Source organism: Polaromonas sp. P1_E1_2, from assembly GCF_056406035.1.
In genome coordinates, this window is the sequence record NZ_JBFUAZ010000919.1 from 1 (window position 1) to 1077 (window position 1077).

At 63.1% G+C, this 1077-nt stretch carries 1 protein-coding gene; it reads left to right on the forward strand.

What is annotated here, in order from left to right:
* Positions 1–110: 110 nt before the first annotated feature.
* Complete coding sequence (locus AC1D1P_RS24085) at positions 111–929, forward strand: DUF429 domain-containing protein (RefSeq protein ID WP_477669812.1); 819 nt, start codon at positions 111–113, stop codon at positions 927–929.
* Positions 930–1077 lie beyond the last annotated feature (148 nt).

Here is a 1077-nt window from a genome sequence, read left to right on the forward strand (position 1 = left end):
GCGCTGGGCTGAGACCGTGATTGAGGCAGCGATGACAGTGCCCTTGTTGCTTGGCTGCGATTTCTCCAGCAGCCCGACCGCGCTGGGCTGAGACCGTGATTGAGGCAGCGATGACAGTGCCCTTGTTGCTTGGCTGCGATTTCTCCAGCAGCCCGACCAAGAAAAAACCCATTGTTTTAGCCCTCGGGTCTATGTTTCATGGGCGCTGCGTGCTATCAAAAATAGAGCGGCTGGAGTCCCTGGCGGCGTTCGGGCACTGGCTGCAACAGCCCCAGCCCTGGCTGGGCGCGTTTGATTTTCCATTTGGCCTGCCGCGTGAACTGGTGGCGCACCTGGGCTGGCCGCTGCAGTGGGAAGCCTGCATGCGCCACTATGCGGCCTTGAGCCGCGAAGACATCCGGAGCACCTTTGCCGCCTTCTGCGACGCGCGGCCAGTGGGCGGCAAGTTCGCCCATCGTGCCGCCGACGGCCCGGCCGGCTCCAGCCCCTCGATGAAATGGGTCAACCCACCCGTGGCCTACATGCTGCACGCCGGTGTGCCGCGTTTGCTCGCGGCGGGCGTGCACTTGCCCGGCCTGCATGACGGCGACACCCAACGTGTGGCGCTCGAAGCTTACCCGGGCCTGCTCGCGCGCGAGGTGCTGGGCAGCCGCTCTTACAAAAGCGACGACAAAGCCAGGCAGACGCCCGAGCGGCTGATTGCACGCAAGGACCTGATCACCGCGCTGGAGAACGGCCAAACGCGTCTGGGGCTGCGCCTCAAGGTCAGCCACGCGCAGCGCGACCTGCTGGCCGACGACGCCAGCGGCGACAGCCTCGATGCCGTGCTGTGCCTGATGCAGGCGGCCTGGGCGGCCCAGCAGGGCGCTCCCCGCTACGGCTTGCCGGTGGACATGGACACGCTGGAAGGATGGATCGTTACAGCGTGATCAGGGCAGGAACGAGGCTGTTTATTTGTACAGTATATTCAGAGCTTCTCTGCTCCTCTTTAATGCGCGCTGGCGACGACAGCAGAAAAAACGAAGCTGACGATCTTCAATGTTTATCAAGATTTCTGCCTCCAGGTCAATATTGGCG